At 58.9% G+C, this 13426-nt stretch carries 13 protein-coding genes; 3 read left to right on the top strand and 10 right to left on the bottom strand.

The features are described from left to right. Nucleotides 1-97 precede the first annotated feature (97 nt). Together J3D60_RS30665 and J3D60_RS30660 are read left to right on the top strand one after the other, a co-directional pair. Nucleotides 98-514 carry an OsmC family protein gene (locus J3D60_RS30665; protein WP_065924497.1) on the top strand — a complete coding sequence of 139 codons (417 nt, stop codon included), beginning with the start codon at nucleotides 98-100 and terminating at the stop codon, nucleotides 512-514. 64 nt (nucleotides 515-578) lie between these two features. After that, on the top strand, nucleotides 579-1445 hold the full coding sequence (locus J3D60_RS30660) for a pirin family protein (protein WP_253493845.1): 867 nt from the start codon (nucleotides 579-581) through the stop codon (nucleotides 1443-1445). Between the two features lie 46 nt (nucleotides 1446-1491). Here J3D60_RS30660 and J3D60_RS30655 read toward each other — a convergent pair whose 3' ends face one another. The 4 genes from J3D60_RS30655 to J3D60_RS30640 form a co-directional block, all read right to left on the bottom strand. Then, on the bottom strand, nucleotides 1492-2220 hold the full coding sequence (locus J3D60_RS30655; RefSeq protein WP_065939923.1) for a dienelactone hydrolase family protein: 729 nt from the start codon (nucleotides 2218-2220) through the stop codon (nucleotides 1492-1494). A gap of 179 nt (nucleotides 2221-2399) precedes the next feature. After that, complete coding sequence (gene htpG / locus J3D60_RS30650; RefSeq protein WP_065939924.1) at nucleotides 2400-4304, bottom strand: molecular chaperone HtpG; 1905 nt, start codon at nucleotides 4302-4304, stop codon at nucleotides 2400-2402. Between the two features lie 89 nt (nucleotides 4305-4393). Beyond that, on the bottom strand, nucleotides 4394-4846 hold the full coding sequence (locus J3D60_RS30645) for a PaaI family thioesterase (RefSeq protein ID WP_065939925.1): 453 nt from the start codon (nucleotides 4844-4846) through the stop codon (nucleotides 4394-4396). Further along, on the bottom strand, nucleotides 4843-5319 hold the full coding sequence (locus J3D60_RS30640; protein ID WP_027607063.1) for a PaaI family thioesterase: 477 nt from the start codon (nucleotides 5317-5319) through the stop codon (nucleotides 4843-4845). The genes J3D60_RS30645 and J3D60_RS30640 overlap by 4 nt, the downstream gene beginning before the upstream one ends. Nucleotides 5320-5477: 158 nt before the next feature. On the opposite strand from J3D60_RS30640, the gene J3D60_RS30635 reads away from it, so the two are divergent. Further along, a complete protein-coding gene (locus J3D60_RS30635; protein ID WP_010211724.1) occupies nucleotides 5478-5729 on the top strand; it encodes a hypothetical protein in 252 nt (83 codons plus the stop codon). Nucleotides 5730-5823: 94 nt separating this feature from the next. Here the strand turns inward: J3D60_RS30635 and J3D60_RS30630 are convergent, their stop codons facing one another. The 6 genes from J3D60_RS30630 to odhB all read right to left on the bottom strand — a co-directional run bounded on the left by J3D60_RS30630 (nucleotide 5824) and on the right by odhB (nucleotide 13390). Further along, the gene (locus tag J3D60_RS30630; protein WP_065939926.1) at nucleotides 5824-6561 is read right to left on the bottom strand and encodes a DUF599 domain-containing protein; all 738 of its coding nucleotides are present in this window, start codon (nucleotides 6559-6561) and stop codon (nucleotides 5824-5826) included. Nucleotides 6562-6704: 143 nt separating this feature from the next. After that, nucleotides 6705-8018 carry a branched-chain amino acid transport system II carrier protein gene (gene brnQ / locus J3D60_RS30625; RefSeq protein ID WP_253493844.1) on the bottom strand — a complete coding sequence of 438 codons (1314 nt, stop codon included), beginning with the start codon at nucleotides 8016-8018 and terminating at the stop codon, nucleotides 6705-6707. A 355-nt stretch (nucleotides 8019-8373) separates the two neighbouring features. Continuing rightward, complete coding sequence (gene sucD / locus J3D60_RS30620) at nucleotides 8374-9255, bottom strand: succinate--CoA ligase subunit alpha (RefSeq protein ID WP_003172813.1); 882 nt, start codon at nucleotides 9253-9255, stop codon at nucleotides 8374-8376. Then, on the bottom strand, nucleotides 9255-10421 hold the full coding sequence (sucC, locus tag J3D60_RS30615; RefSeq protein ID WP_003233235.1) for an ADP-forming succinate--CoA ligase subunit beta: 1167 nt from the start codon (nucleotides 10419-10421) through the stop codon (nucleotides 9255-9257). Before sucC ends, sucD begins: the two co-directional genes overlap by 1 nt. A gap of 204 nt (nucleotides 10422-10625) precedes the next feature. Next, nucleotides 10626-12062, bottom strand: a complete 1437-nt coding sequence (lpdA, locus tag J3D60_RS30610; RefSeq protein ID WP_027607060.1) for a dihydrolipoyl dehydrogenase — start codon at nucleotides 12060-12062, stop codon at nucleotides 10626-10628. Nucleotides 12063-12163: 101 nt separating this feature from the next. Next, entirely contained in the window at nucleotides 12164-13390 is a 1227-nt protein-coding gene (odhB, locus tag J3D60_RS30605) for a 2-oxoglutarate dehydrogenase complex dihydrolipoyllysine-residue succinyltransferase (RefSeq protein ID WP_065939928.1), read from the bottom strand. Nucleotides 13391-13426 lie beyond the last annotated feature (36 nt).

Below are 13426 nucleotides of genomic sequence, written 5' to 3'. Positions count from 1 at the left end.
GTACCGGGGTTCAGCCGGCAAAAAAATGTGGAACACCCCCGTGCCAGCATGCTCTATAACTGCATGACCTTCCTTCTGCCACCCCGTGAGGTTTGCCATGCCTGTTACCGTCAATACGCTGAACGCCGACAACTTCCGCCACAGCGTCAATATCAATAATCACGAGCTGTTTACCGACCTGCCCAAGAGCCTGGGTGGTGACGACTCCGCGCCCTCCCCCCACGATTACTTCGACGCCGCGCTGGCATCGTGCAAGGCGCTGACCGTCAAGCTCTACGCCCAGAAAAAAGACATCCCGCTGACCGGCGTCACCGTGGAAGTCACCCACGACGCCAGCGAAGAGCAAAAGGGCAAATACAGGCTCAACGTCAAGCTGACGCTCAAGGGCGTACTCACCGACGAACAGCGCGACGAGCTGCACCGCGTGGCCGATCGCTGCCCGGTACACAAGCTGATGACCACCGCCGAGGTCACCATCGAAACCCGCCTCTCTGAAGGCGCGTTCAGCCAATAGCGGCAACCTCCCGTCGAGCGGGTTATGCTCATTACCCTACAACCCGCTCAGACTGGGACGCACCATGACCACCCTCACCGTGATCCGCCCACGCCCCGAAGATGTCGAAGGCCAGCCGATCCTGCGCCCGCTGCCCTCGCGGGAATGTCGCAGCGTCGGGCCCTTTGTGTTTTTCGATCATATGTTGCCGACCCGCTATGCACCGGGCAGCGGCATGAACATCCGCCAGCACCCGCATATCGGCCTGTCCACCCTCACCTATCTGTTCGAAGGCGCACTGCAGCACAAGGACAGCCTGGGGTCGGATCAGGTGGTAGAGGCCGGCGATGTCAGCTGGATGACCGCAGGCGGTGCAATCGCCCATGTCGAGCGCACACCCGAGGCACTCAAGGCCCGTGGTTTCAGCATGCATGGCCTGCAAGTATGGCTGGCATCGCCCAAGGACCACGAAGAGGGGCCTGGACACTACAGCCATCACCCTGCGGCGAGCCTGCCGGTGAGTGACAACCTGGGCGTGCGGATTCGCCTGATCGCCGGCAATGGCTTCTGCCTCAAGTCACCGGTGCCGGTGCTGTCGCCTACGTTGTATGCAGATGTACACATGCAAACGGCCACGACCCTGCTGATTCCAGACGAGCACGAGGAACGCGCGGTGTATGTGCTGGAGGGCGAAGCCCAGTTGGAGGGTGAGCAGCTTGAGGTGCACAGCCTGGTGGTATTGCCGGCCGGGCAGGTAATGACCCTGTTCGCCGAAAGCGATTGCCAGTTGGTGGTGTTCGGCGGGGCACCGCTGGATGGGCCACGGCGGATCAATTGGAATTTTGTCGCGAGCGATCCGCTGAAGATCGAGCAGGCCAGGCAGCGCTGGGCCGCTGGGGATTGGCCGACGGTGCCGGGTGAAGCTGAAAGAATTGAGTTGCCGCTGAGATAGCTATCGGGGGCAAGCCCCCGATGACGCCGGAACAGGCGCTGAAGATTCAGCCCTTGAATACTTCATCCAGCAAGTTATGCATCGACCGGAACGCCCGTGCAGCGGTCTTGGCGTCATACATCATCTTGCCCGGCACATTGGCATCCGGGTCAGTGAAGGAATGCACCGCACCGCCGTAGCTCAGCAATTGCCAATCCACGCCGGCTGCGTTCATTTCAGCTTCGAACGCCGGCAGTTGCTCTTTCGGCACCAACGGATCGGAAGCACCGTGCAGCACCAGCACTGAACCCTTGATTTTTTTCGCGTCTGCCGGGTTCGGCGTGTCGAGGGTGCCGTGGAACGATACGGCAGCCCTCAATGGCGCACCGGTCCGTGCCAGCTCCAGGGAGCAGCAACCGCCGAAGCAGAAACCAAAGGTGGCCAGCTTCGAGGTGTCCACTGCCGCTTCGGTCTGGCCCTGCAGCTGCTCAAGGGCAGCCTGCATGCGCTTGTTCAGCAACGGGCGATCATTCTTCAATGGCATCATTGCGGCACCGGCTTCATCGCCATTCGACGGGCGCACGGTTTGCCCGTAGAGGTCGGCGATCAGCACTACGTAGCCCTTGGCGGCAACGCTCTTGGCGATCTCCTCGGCCCCCGCACTCACCCCCATCCAGTTCGGCGCCATCAGCAGGCCGGGCAGCGGGTTCTTTTGGCTGGCATCGAACGCCAGGCGGCTTTCATAAGTCTGGCCATCAATCTGATAGACCACGGAACGCACGGTGACTTGGCTCATCATTTTCTCCAGTTGAAGATCACTAGAACGGAAATAGGCTGTAGGTGCGAGCTTGCTCGCGAAGAACCTCAACGATCACGCGGGCAACCTGACACCCAGCGTCGCCCGCAGGTTTTTCGCGAGCAAGCTCGCTCCTACAAACGAAAAAACCCGCCGAAGCGGGTTTTTCTACAACGGTATCAAACCGACAGTTCAACCAACAGCTTGTTCAGTCGGCGCACGTAGGCGGCCGGGTCCTTGAGGCTGTCGCCAGCGGCCAGGGCCGCCTGGTCAAAGAGGATGTGGGACAGGTCGCCAAAGCGCTCTTCGCTCTGCTCGCCGTCGAGCTTCTCGATCAACGGGTGAGCCGGGTTGAATTCGAAGATCGGCTTGGAGTCCGGGACCTTCTGGCCGCTGGCTTCGAGGATCTGGCGCATCTGCATGCCCAGGTCCTGCTCGCCGATGGCCAGGATCGCCGGGGAATCGGTCAGACGGTGGGAAACCCGCACTTCGCTGACGGCATCGCCCAGGGACGCCTTGATCCGCTCAACCAGGCCTTCTTTGGCCTTGGCGACTTCCTCGGCTTCTTTCTTCTCTTCCTCAGAGTCCAGGTTACCCAGGTCCAAGTCGCCACGGGCCACGTCGACAAAGGATTTGCCGTCGAACTCGTTGAGGTAGCTCATCAGCCACTCATCGATACGGTCGGTCAGCAGCAGCACTTCGATGCCTTTCTTACGGAAGACTTCCAGGTGCGGGCTGTTCTTGACCTGTGCGTAGGTTTCGCCGGTCAGGTAGTAAATCTTGTCCTGGCCTTCCTTGGCACGTGCCAGGTACTCGGCCAGGGACACCACCTGCTCGCCCTCTTCACCCTGGGTGGAAGCAAAGCGCAGCAGACCGGCGATTTTTTCCTTGTTGGCAAAATCTTCCGCCGGGCCTTCTTTCATGACCTGGCCGAAGTTTTTCCAGAAGCCCTTGTATTGCTCTGGCTCGTTCTTCGCGAGTTTTTCCAGCATGTCGAGCACGCGCTTGGTCAGCGCCGACTTCATGGAATCGATGATCGGGTCTTTTTGCAGGATTTCCCGCGACACGTTCAGCGACAGGTCATTGGAGTCGACCACGCCCTTGATAAAGCGCAGGTACAGCGGCAGGAACGACTCCGCCTGGTCCATCACGAACACGCGCTGCACGTAGAGCTTCAGGCCTTTCGGCGCTTCACGCTGGTACAGGTCGAACGGCGCACGGGCCGGCACGTAGAGCAGCGAGCTGTATTCCAGCTTGCCTTCGACCTTGTTATGGCTCCAGCTCAGCGGGTTTTCGTAGTCGTGACCGATGTGCTTGTAGAACTCCTGGTATTCCTCGTCCTTGATCTCGGTACGCGGACGGGTCCACAGGGCACTGGCGCGGTTGACGGTTTCCCATTCCTGGGCAGGCTTCTCTTCACCTTCGGCAGCCGTTTGTTCTTTCGGCAGCTCGATCGGCAAGGCAATATGGTCGGAGTACTTCTTGATGATATTGCGCAGGCGCCAGCCATCAGCGAACTCGTCTTCACCGGATTTGAGGTGCAGGACGATACGAGTACCGCGGTCAGCCTTGTCGATGGTGGCGATTTCAAATTCGCCCTCACCTTTGGAAGCCCAATGCACGCCTTCGCTGGCGTCAAGGCCGGCACGACGGCTGAACACTTCAACCTTGTCGGCCACGATGAAGGCCGAGTAGAAGCCCACACCGAACTGACCGATCAGGTGCGAATCTTTCTTCTGGTCGCCGGACAGGTTTTTCATGAAGTCGGCGGTACCGGATTTAGCGATGGTCCCAAGGTGGGTGATCGCATCTTCACGGCTCATGCCGATACCGTTGTCTTCGAGGGTGACGGTATTGGCGTCTTTGTCGAAGCTCACACGGATTTTCAGTTCCGCGCCACCTTCCAGCAGTTCAGGCTTGGACAGGGCTTCGAAACGTAATTTGTCGACAGCGTCAGAGGCGTTCGAGATCAATTCGCGAAGGAAGATTTCCTTGTTGGAATACAGCGAATGGATCATGAGGTGCAGCAGTTGCTTCACCTCGGTCTGGAAGCCCAGGGTTTCCTTTTGAGTTTCCACACTCATGGTCATCAAACTCCAATTGGATGGCAGTGGCCGCGCCCTGAAGGGTTGGCGGCGGGTTGTCATCAAAGTTGGGGGCTAAGAGCAGGATTTCAAGGGCGGACCACGTCCTCGATCTTGAAATGCGCACGGGCGGTGGCGATGGGCTCGGCGGCGGTGGTTTGCCAGGCGGTGATCGCCACATTCGCCACCCGTCGGCCCTGGCGCCACACCTGGCATTTGGCGTAAGTGTCGCGAAACTGGCCGGCGCGCAGGTAATCGAGGGAGAAATCGATGATTTTCGGGAGGCCCGGCGCTCCGGTAAACACCAGCAGGTGCAACGCCGCTGCCAGCTCCATGAAGCCGGCAATCACCCCGCCGTGAAGCGCCGGCAATATGGGGTTACCAATATTGTCCTTGTGGGCCGGCAGGCGAAACAGCAATTCATCCCCCAGCCGGGTGCATTCGATCCCGATCAGTTTGGCGTAGGGGATCAGGTCCAGCAGCGCCTCGTAGCTGCCGCGCTGATGGGCCTGCTCCAGGCGGGTCTTGAATCGATGGGTCATGCCTGCTCTCCTTTGATGGCGCGCCCCAACCCTTGGGTGCCCTTGAGACGCTTGCCCATGCGCATGAAGGTGCCCACCACATGGGCGATGGGTTGTTGCGGGTCGTCCTGGTAGGCAAAACCACGGGTGAAGATCACGTCGGTGGTCACCCGGTAGCACTGGGCGAAACCATATACCGGCTTATGGGGCTCGGCGGGATGCATATAGTCGACACGCAGGTCCAGGGTCGGGCACACCTCGAACTCCGGCAGGACACACAGGGTGGCCATGCCGCAGGCGGTATCCATCAAGGATGTCAACGCGCCACCGTGGATCACGCCGGTCTGGGGATCACCCACCAACTGCGGCGCGTAAGGCATGACCAACGTGATGCCCTCCTCGCTGGCATGATGAACGCTGATACCCAGCACCTGACAATGGCGCAAGGCCGAGACAAAGCGCGTCGCGCGCTCTAACAAGGGATTTTCGGTCATTCGTTGCAGACTCTTATTAGTGTTGATGGGCGAAATAGACGGTGCGGGCGAAAGTTCCTTTGAGGTCGTTGTTTATATATCTGTGGAATAAAAGGAACTAATGCTGAACGGCCATGCTCGAAAGGCCAGTAGATATCTTCACTAAGGAGAAACACCCCATGCGTAAGACTTTAGCTATTTCCATGATGTTGGCCGCTGCCCTCGGTCTCGCTGCTTGCGACAAGAAATCCGAAGACAAAGCCCAAGATGCCGCAGCGCATTCTGAGCAAGCTCAAAAAGACATGGCGAAAGCTCAGGATAAAGTGAACGACGCTGCGAAAGAAAACGCCGATGCTGCCAAAGCTCAGGCTGAATCGAACGAAGCCGCCGCAAAAGAAGCAGCACCAGCTACTCCTGCCACCGGTTCCTGATACCGCGGCATGAAATAGCTTCGCTGCAAAAAGAAAGCCCGCTTATATAGCGGGCTTTACTTTGCCTGTTGTTTTTAACTCAGCGCGTCACGCATTAAATCTCCTCTTTGGCCGGCTCAGGCATCGTTGTATCCGTCTGCGTATACACCATCACTTGCAGTACGTCGGAATGAAACTCCCTGCGATACAACACAAACACCACCCCGGCACTCATCAACATGAACAACCAGGGGCTGACGAACCACGCCAGCATGGTCATGCCGAAGTAATAAGAACGCAGGCCAAAGTTGAACTGGTTGGCAGCCATGGAGATCACCCGCGCCGCACGCAGGGCAAACGCCTTGCGCTCCAGCTCCGACACATGCCGTTCACCGATCATCGGTGCCGACCCGACCAGCACCGCGGCAAAGTTGTACTGGCGCATGCACCAACTGAAGGTGAAGAAGGCATAGACAAAGACCAGCGCCAGGCAAAGCAGCTTGATCTCCGACATGCCCTGGGAGGCCTGCTGCACCATGGGTATGTCCGCCAGCAATGACACCGCCCGTTCGGAGGCCCCCAGCACCGTGAGAATGCCGGCGAGGATGATCAAGGTGCTGGAGGCGAAGAATGAGGCATTACGCTCCAGGTTGCCGATCACGCTGGCGTCGGCGATGCGGTTGTCGCGCAGCAGCATCCGACGCATCCAGTCCTCGCGATACAAATGCAGCACGCTGGCCAGGCATGCAGTGTCCCGCGCCTTCCAGGTGGCATAACGGGTGTAGCCGCCCCAGCACAGGATGAACCAGAGGGCGGCAAGCAGGTGGATCTGATTGGCTTCGACGAACGACATGCGGGTCCTTGCAGAAAGAAGATTGAGAAACTTTTTGCGTCTGTTCGACGTTAGCGCAGAGAAAAAGACACTGCCTTGCGCTCAAAAAAAAAGCCCCGTATCAATCGATACGGGGCATTTCAGTGCAAGCCAAAGCCCGCGAGTTAAGCGATAGCTTCACTACGCTTGCCGAGCACTCGGTCGACCACCACAGCCACGACCAGCGTCATCACCGAGGGCACCAGCCACGCCAGGCCTTGCTCACTCAGCGGCAGGTTCGCCAGTTGCGAAGGCATCCAACCTGCCAGGCCTGCGCCCTTGAGCGCGTCGATGCAGCCAAAGATGAACGACACCAGCATCACCGGACCGACGATACGGCCCTGCTCCTGCCAGAAGTCTTTGCAGAAACTCAACGCCACCAGCACGATGCACGGTGGGTAGATCGCAGTGAGTACCGGGATCGAGAACGCAATCAGCTTGGTCAGGCCCAGGTTCGACACGAACAGCGAGAACAGCGCCAGGATCACTACCAGCGCCTTGTAGGACAGCGGCAGGATTTTGCTGAAGTACTCGGCACACGCGCAAGTCAGGCCGACGGCTGTGACCAGGCATGCCAGGGAGATCAATACAGCCAGGAACCCACTGCCCAGGGAGCCGAAGGTGTGCTGGACATAAGCGTGCAGTACTGCGGCACCATTGGCAGCGCCGGCAGCGACTTCATGGCTGCCCGACCCAAGGCGGAACAGGCTGACATACACCAGCGCCAAACCGACGCCGGCAATCAACCCGGCAATGATCGCGTAGCGGGTGATCAGCTTGGGCGATTCGACCCCACGGGAACGGATCGCGTTGACGATCACAATGCCAAACACCAGCGCCCCCAGGGTGTCCATGGTCAGGTAACCATTGATAAAGCCCTGGGAGAACGGTGCCGCAACGTATTCTGGAGTGGCGATACCCACTTCACCAGCCGGCAGCGCAAACGCGGCAATGCCGAGGATGGCCAGGGCGATGATCTTCAGCGGCGCCAGGAAGCGACCCACGGTGTCCAGCAGTCGGCCCGGGTACAGGGAGACAAAGAACACCACCAGGAAATACACCGAGCTGTAGAGAAACAACGCCAGCGGGCTTTCGCCGGTCAGCGGCGCCAGGCCCACTTCAAACGACACGGTCGCGGTACGCGGGGTGGCGAACAGCGGTCCTACCGCCAGATACGCCGCCGCCGCGAGCAGGCCACCGGCGATCTTGCCGATCGGGCTGCTCAGCGCGTCCATGCCGCCACCGACCTTGGCCAGGGCGATCACGGTGACCACCGGCAGGCCAACGGCGGTGATCAGGAAGCCCAGCGCCGCCATCCAGACATGAGGCCCGGACTGCAAACCAACGATAGGCGGGAAGATGATGTTGCCGGCGCCCACAAACAGGGCGAAGGTCATGAAGCCCAACGCCAGGATGTCCTGGCTTTTCAACACTTTCATTTGAGGAAATACCACACTACTGAATCGGAATTTAGAGAGGGATTCCCTATGGATGAGGGAAATGCTGCCGGCCCTTATGGGCACCGGCCGGTCTAGCGCGCAGCTTCCTTTTGGGAGGCGGACGCATAAAGAGGCGGCTAGGGTACAGAATTAGGCTGACAAACGCACTGTTGCGGGGCGGACTGTCCGATAAGCGACATCTTGATGTCGCGTTTTCATACTTAATTTGGCAATACAAACAAAATTGTGGGAGGGGCTTGCCCCCTCCCACATTTGAATCGTCAACAATCTGCAGAATGCACAAAGGCCACCCGAAGGTGGCCTTTGCTGGTAAAGCGTCAGCTAAGCGCGAGACTTACTTGACAGCCCAACCGGTCAGCTCGGCCAAGGCCTTGCCGATGTCTGCCAGCGAACGCACGGTTTTAACGCCTGCGTCTTGCAGTGCAGCGAATTTCTCGTCTGCAGTGCCTTTGCCGCCAGAGATGATTGCGCCAGCATGGCCCATGCGCTTGCCCGCAGGGGCAGTCACACCAGCGATGTAGGAAACAACCGGCTTGGTCACGTGTGCCTTGATGTAGGCAGCCGCTTCTTCTTCAGCCGAACCGCCGATCTCACCGATCATCACGATCGCTTCGGTCTTCGGGTCTTCCTGGAACAGCTTCAGGATATCGATGAAGTTGGAGCCTGGGATCGGGTCACCGCCGATGCCGACGCAAGTCGACTGACCGAAACCGGCGTCAGTAGTTTGCTTCACAGCTTCGTAGGTCAGGGTGCCGGAACGGGAAACGATACCGACTTTACCTGGCAAGTGAATGTGACCTGGCATGATGCCGATCTTGCATTCGCCTGGAGTGATCACGCCTGGGCAGTTAGGGCCGATCAGGACTACGCCCAGCTCGTCGCACTTAACTTTAGCGTCCAGCATGTCCAGGGTAGGAATGCCTTCGGTGATGCACACGATCAGCTTGATGCCGCCGAATGCCGCTTCCAGGATCGAGTCCTTGCAGAAAGGAGCTGGAACGTAGATCACGCTGGCGGTGGCGCCAGTGGCAGCTACAGCGTCTTTCACGGTGTTGAACACTGGCAGGCCCAGGTGCTCGGTGCCGCCTTTGCCCGGCGTTACGCCGCCAACCATCTTGGTGCCGTATTCGATGGCTTGCTGGGTGTGGAAACTACCTTGCGAACCGGTAATACCCTGGCAGATAACTTTGGTGTCTTTATTGATCAGGACGCTCATTATTTGCCCTCCGCAGCTTTGACAACTTGTTGAGCAGCGTCGGTCAGGCTGGTAGCCGCGATGATGTTCAAACCGCTTTCTGCCAGTACTTTAGCGCCCAGTTCAGCGTTGTTGCCTTCAAGGCGAACAACAACCGGGATTTTAACGCCGACTTCTTTCACTGCACCGATGATGCCTTCGGCAATCATGTCGCAACGAACGATGCCGCCGAAGATGTTGACCAGTACTGCAGCGACGTTGGAGTCGGACAGGATGATCTTGAAGGCTTCGGTTACGCGTTCTTTGGTAGCACCACCGCCTACGTCGAGGAAGTTGGCTGGTTTGCCGCCATGCAGGTTGACGATGTCCATGGTACCCATGGCCAGGCCGGCACCGTTGACCATGCAACCGATGTTACCTTCCAGGGCTACGTAGTTCAGTTCGAACTTGGCAGCGTGCGCTTCGCGCGGATCGTCCTGCGACGGATCGTGGAAAGTCTTCAGCTTAGGCTGACGGTACATGGCGTTGGCGTCGATGTTGATCTTGGCGTCGAGGCAGTGCAGATCGCCGTCAGCCTTGATCACCAGCGGGTTCACTTCCAGCAGGGCCAGATCGTGATCCTGGAACAGTTTGGCCAGACCTACGAAGATCTTGGCGAACTGGGCAACTTGCTTGCCTTCCAGGCCCAGCTGGAAAGCCAGCTCGCGACCCTGGAATGGCTGGGCGCCAACCAGTGGATCGATAGTGGCTTTCAGAATTTTTTCTGGGGTTTCGTGAGCGATCTTCTCGATGTCCACGCCACCTTCGGTGGAAGCCATGAACACGATGCGACGGCTCGAACGGTCAACGACAGCGCCCAGGTACAGCTCTTTAGCGATATCAGTGCACGATTCAACCAGGATCTTGGTGACTGGCTGGCCATTGGCATCAGTCTGGTAAGTCACCAGACGCTTGCCCAGCCACTGCTGTGCGAAGGCCTTGGCGTCTTCTTTGCTGCGAACCAGCTTAACGCCGCCCGCTTTACCGCGACCACCAGCGTGGACCTGGGCTTTGACAACCCACTCGGTGCCGCCGATTTTGTCGCAAGCTTCTGCTGCTGCTTCCGGGGTGTCTACTGCGTAGCCCTTGGAAACTGGCAGGCCGTATTCAGCGAACAGCTGCTTACCCTGATACTCGTGAAGATTCATGCTTTTTACCGTCTTCGTTAGGTACTGCGCATTCGGCGCTGCGCTCATTATGAGTGCCGCGCCACCTGTGACTGCTGCTTGCGCAACTTGCGGGGCTCAAGGCCCGTAAAGCTGCGCAAGACTGCGTCCAGCGGATATTCCGCGGTGAGTCTTGCGCGCAAGGCTCACGACGGGCAACTCCGCCGTGGTTTCTTATTATCTCGCTTAGCGCTTCTTCTTGTTGGCGATGTGGATGGCATGGCCATTCACTGCCAACGCGGCTTCGTGCAGCGCTTCGGACAGGGTCGGATGGGAGAAGACCATCATGCCGATGTCCTCGGCACTGGTGCCGAATTCCATACCGATCGCGCCCTGCTGAACCAGTTCTGCTGCGCCTGGGCCAATCACGTGGACGCCCAATACGCGGTCAGTCTTGGCATCAGCGATGACTTTGACAAAACCACCGGTGTCGTTGGCTGCCATGGCACGGCCAGAAGCGGCGAACGGGAAGGTGCCGACGTTAACTTCAACGCCTTCAGCTTTCAACTGCTGTTCGTTCTTGCCGACCCATGCAATTTCCGGGTGGGTGTAGATAACCGATGGGATCAGGTCGTAGTTCATCTGGGTCTTGTGACCCTTGATGCGCTCGACCACCATGATGCCTTCTTCGGAAGCCTTGTGCGCGAGCATCATGCCGCGAACCACGTCGCCAATGGCGTAGACGCCCGGAACGGTGGTAGCGCAGTGATCGTCAACGTGGATGAAACCACGCTCGTCGATGTTCACGCCGCTGTCGGAAGCCAGCAGGTCGGTGGTCACCGGACGGCGGCCCACGGCGACGATCAGCTTGTCGAACGTGATGGTCTGTTCGCCATCCTTGTCGGTGTAGGTCACGACCACTTCTTCGCCGTTGACCTTAGAGCCGGTCACGCGAGCGCCCAGCTTGATGTCCAGACCTTGTTTGGTCAGGGTTTTCAGCGCTTCCTTGGATACCGCGGTATCGGCAGCCAGCAGGAACGTGTCCAGGGCTTCCAGCACGGTCACTTCGGAACCCAGGCGGGACCAGACCGAACCCAGTTCCAGGCCGATGACGCCAGCGCCGATCACGCCCAGGCGCTTAGGCACGGCCTGGAATTCCAGGGCGCCGGTCGAATCAACGATCACGTTCTGGTCAACCGGAGCCGGTGGAATGTCGATTGGACGCGAACCTGGGGCCAGGATCACGTTCTCGGCTTCGATGACTTCTACCGAGCCGTCCGGCTTGGTGATCTCAACTTTCTTGCCGGCCAGCAGTTTGCCGTGGCCTTGCAGGGAAGTCACACCGTTGGCCTTGAACAAGGTCGCAACGCCGGAAGTCAGGCCTTTGACGATGTTGGCTTTACGGCCGACCATTGCTGGCACGTCCATGGTCACGCCGGCATGGTTGATGCCGTGGATCGCGAAGCCGTCCTGGGCTTCGTGGAATTTCCAGGAGCTGTCCAGCAGCGCCTTGGAAGGAATGCAACCGACGTTCAGGCAAGTACCGCCCAGTGCCAGTTTGCCTTCCTTGTCGGTGTATTTTTCGATGCAAGCAGTCGAGAGGCCCAGTTGTGCGGCCTTGATGGCGGCAACGTAGCCGCCAGGACCCGCACCAATCACTACAACGTCAAATTTCTGCGACATGAAAATAGTTCCTCTATTTAGCAGCAAGCTTTCAAGCCGCAAGCCCCAAGCCCAACTGCCTTATCCGGCAATCTGTCACTTGAGACCTGCAGCTGCTTCTATCAGATATCCAGCAGCAGACGAGCCGGGTCTTCCAGCAGGTTCTTGATGGTCACCAGGAAAGTCACGGCTTCTTTACCATCGATCAGGCGGTGATCGTAAGACAGCGCCAGGTACATCATTGGGCGGATCACGACTTGGCCGTTGATGGCCATCGGACGCTGGATGATGTTGTGCATGCCCAGGATCGCGGCTTGTGGCGGGTTAACGATCGGCGTCGACATCATCGAACCGAAGGTACCACCGTTGGTGATGGTGAAGGTACCACCGGTCATCTCGTCGATGGTCAGCTTGCCGTCACGGGCTTTCTTGCCGAAGCCGGCGATGCCGCCTTCGATTTCAGCCAGGCTCATCAGTTCGGCGTTACGCAGGACCGGGACCACCAGGCCACGGTCGCTGGACACGGCAACGCCGACGTCTGCATAACCGTGGTAAACGATGTCGCCGCCGTCGATGGAAGCGTTGACTGCCGGGAAGCGTTTCAGCGCTTCGGTGGCCGCTTTCACGAAGAACGACATGAAGCCCAGGCGCACGCCATTGTGGGACTTCTCGAACAGATCCTTGTACTTCGAACGCAGGGCCATGACTTCGGTCATGTCGACTTCGTTGAAAGTGGTCAGCATCGCCATGTTCGACTGTGCTTCAACCAGGCGCTTGGCCACGGTGGCACGCACGCGGGTCATCGGTACACGCTTCTCGGTGCGGTCGCCGGCAGCGAACACAGGCGCAGCGGCAGCCGGGGCAGCAGCCTTGGCAGGCGCGGCAGCCGGAGCGTTTTTCTTGGCTTCAACAGCAGCGACCACGTCTTCCTTGGTCACACGGCCGTCTTTGCCGGTGCCTTTGATGGACGCCAGGTTGATGCCGTTTTCTTCAGCCAACTGGCGAGCAGCCGGTGCAGCGATTGGATCTTCTGCGCCAGCAGCCGGAGCGGCAGCAGGCGCCGAAGCAGCGGCCGGTGCAGCAGCGGCAGCAGGAGCAGGAGCGGCAGCGCTGCCCTCTTCGATCGAGCCCAGTACCTGGTTCGACAGAACGGTGGCGCCCTCTTCGGCAACGATTGCGCCCAGCACGCCGTCAGCCTCGGCCAACACTTCCAGCACGACTTTGTCGGTCTCGATGTCGACGATCAGGTCGTCACGCTTTACAGCCTCGCCTGGTTTCTTGTGCCAGGTGGCAACGGTGCCATCGGCAACCGATTCCGGGAATGACGGGGCTTTGATTTCGATAGCCATTATCTGTGGGTCCTTAAAATTCGGTTTCAGTCAGCG

Source organism: Pseudomonas sp. S3E17, from assembly GCF_024168685.1.
Lineage (GTDB): Bacteria > Pseudomonadota > Gammaproteobacteria > Pseudomonadales > Pseudomonadaceae > Aquipseudomonas > Aquipseudomonas marginalis.
Note: the sequence above shows the minus strand (reverse complement) of the source record. Positions and strands in the feature narration are given on the sequence as shown.

Excerpts from the sequence above, each read along its gene's own strand:
- J3D60_RS30665 (WP_065924497.1), top strand. The coding sequence starts at position 98 with ATGCCTGTTACCGTCAATACGCTGAACGCCGACAACTTCCGCCACAGC.
- J3D60_RS30660 (WP_253493845.1), top strand. The coding sequence starts at position 579 with ATGACCACCCTCACCGTGATCCGCCCACGCCCCGAAGATGTCGAAGGC.
- J3D60_RS30655 (WP_065939923.1), bottom strand. The coding sequence starts at position 2,220 with ATGAGCCAAGTCACCGTGCGTTCCGTGGTCTATCAGATTGATGGCCAG.
- htpG (WP_065939924.1), bottom strand. The coding sequence starts at position 4,304 with ATGAGTGTGGAAACTCAAAAGGAAACCCTGGGCTTCCAGACCGAGGTG.
- J3D60_RS30645 (WP_065939925.1), bottom strand. The coding sequence starts at position 4,846 with ATGACCCATCGATTCAAGACCCGCCTGGAGCAGGCCCATCAGCGCGGC.
- J3D60_RS30640 (WP_027607063.1), bottom strand. The coding sequence starts at position 5,319 with ATGACCGAAAATCCCTTGTTAGAGCGCGCGACGCGCTTTGTCTCGGCC.
- J3D60_RS30635 (WP_010211724.1), top strand. The coding sequence starts at position 5,478 with ATGCGTAAGACTTTAGCTATTTCCATGATGTTGGCCGCTGCCCTCGGT.
- J3D60_RS30630 (WP_065939926.1), bottom strand. The coding sequence starts at position 6,561 with ATGTCGTTCGTCGAAGCCAATCAGATCCACCTGCTTGCCGCCCTCTGG.
- brnQ (WP_253493844.1), bottom strand. The coding sequence starts at position 8,018 with ATGAAAGTGTTGAAAAGCCAGGACATCCTGGCGTTGGGCTTCATGACC.
- sucD (WP_003172813.1), bottom strand. The coding sequence starts at position 9,255 with ATGAGCGTCCTGATCAATAAAGACACCAAAGTTATCTGCCAGGGTATT.
- sucC (WP_003233235.1), bottom strand. The coding sequence starts at position 10,421 with ATGAATCTTCACGAGTATCAGGGTAAGCAGCTGTTCGCTGAATACGGC.
- lpdA (WP_027607060.1), bottom strand. The coding sequence starts at position 12,062 with ATGTCGCAGAAATTTGACGTTGTAGTGATTGGTGCGGGTCCTGGCGGC.
- odhB (WP_065939928.1), bottom strand. The coding sequence starts at position 13,390 with ATGGCTATCGAAATCAAAGCCCCGTCATTCCCGGAATCGGTTGCCGAT.